At 62.3% G+C, this 1,166-nt stretch carries 1 protein-coding gene and 2 rRNA genes; all 3 read left to right on the forward strand.

Going from position 1 to position 1,166, the window contains the following annotated elements:
* Positions 1–374 (forward strand): 23S ribosomal RNA (locus ACFZAM_RS37155); the annotation flags it as partial.
* 92 nt (positions 375–466) lie between these two features.
* Positions 467–583, forward strand: a 5S ribosomal RNA gene (gene rrf / locus ACFZAM_RS37160).
* 68 nt (positions 584–651) lie between these two features.
* A partial coding sequence (locus ACFZAM_RS37165; protein WP_391053007.1) for a GNAT family N-acetyltransferase occupies positions 652–1,166 on the forward strand: 515 nt, incomplete at its 3' end.

Below are 1,166 nucleotides of genomic sequence, written 5' to 3' on the forward strand. Positions count from 1 at the left end.
CTGGAGTCGGTCCCAAGGGTTGGGCTGTTCGCCCATTAAAGCGGTACGCGAGCTGGGTTTAGAACGTCGTGAGACAGTTCGGTCCCTATCCGCTGCGCGCGCAGGAATATTGAGAAGGGCTGTCCCTAGTACGAGAGGACCGGGACGGACGAACCTCTGGTGTGCCAGTTGTTCTGCCAAGGGCATGGCTGGTTGGCTACGTTCGGGAGGGATAACCGCTGAAAGCATCTAAGCGGGAAGCCTGCTTCGAGATGAGTATTCCCACCCACTTGATGGGGTAAGGCTCCCAGTAGACGACTGGGTTGATAGGCCGGATCTGGAAGCACGGTAACGTGTGGAGGTGACCGGTACTAATAGGCCGAGGGCTTGTCCTCAGTTGCTCGCGTCCACTGTGTTGGTTCTGAAACCACGAACAGCCCCGTATGCCTGGCATGCGGTGTGGCATGGTTCGACAGTTTCATAGTGTTTCGGTGGTTATAGCGTGAGGGAAACGCCCGGTTACATTCCGAACCCGGAAGCTAAGCCTTACAGCGCCGATGGTACTGCAGGGGGGACCCTGTGGGAGAGTAGGACGCCGCCGAACAAAATTTGAAAAAGGCCCACACCTAAAATAGGTGTGGGCCTTTTTGTTTTTCCGTTAGCTTGAGTCGTATGAACTACGTCATCCGATCCATCCGTGCGGACGAGTGGCAGGCCGTCAAGGAGTTGCGGCTCGCGGCCCTCCAGGACCCGGTTGCCCATATCGCCTTCCTGGAGACGCACGAGGAAGCTCTCGCTCGGCCCGACTCCTTCTGGATGGACCGGGCCGCCGGGGGCTGTGAGGGCGCCGTCGGGGCGCAGCAGATCATCGTCGAGGCGCCGGACGGGCGTTGGGTCGGGACGTTGACCGTGCTGATCGAGGAGCCGGGCACGATCGACTGGGCCGGGCATCCCGTGGAGCGGATGCAGGGGCATGTCGTCGGGGTGTTCGTGCGGCCCGAGGAGCGGGGCAGCGGGCTTACCGAGGTGCTGTTCGACGCCGGCCTGGAGTGGGCCTGGGGACGCGGCGCCGAGCGGGCTCGGCTCATCGTGCATGAGGACAACGGGCGGGCCCAGCGCTTCTATCGGCGGGTCGGGTTCGTACCGAGCGGGCTTCTCGTGCCGTTGTCCGGGAGTCCGGACGAGAA

The sequence above is a fragment of the Streptomyces sp. NPDC008079 genome (assembly GCF_042957385.1).
In the GTDB taxonomy this organism is placed as follows: Bacteria; Actinomycetota; Actinomycetes; order Streptomycetales; family Streptomycetaceae; genus Actinacidiphila.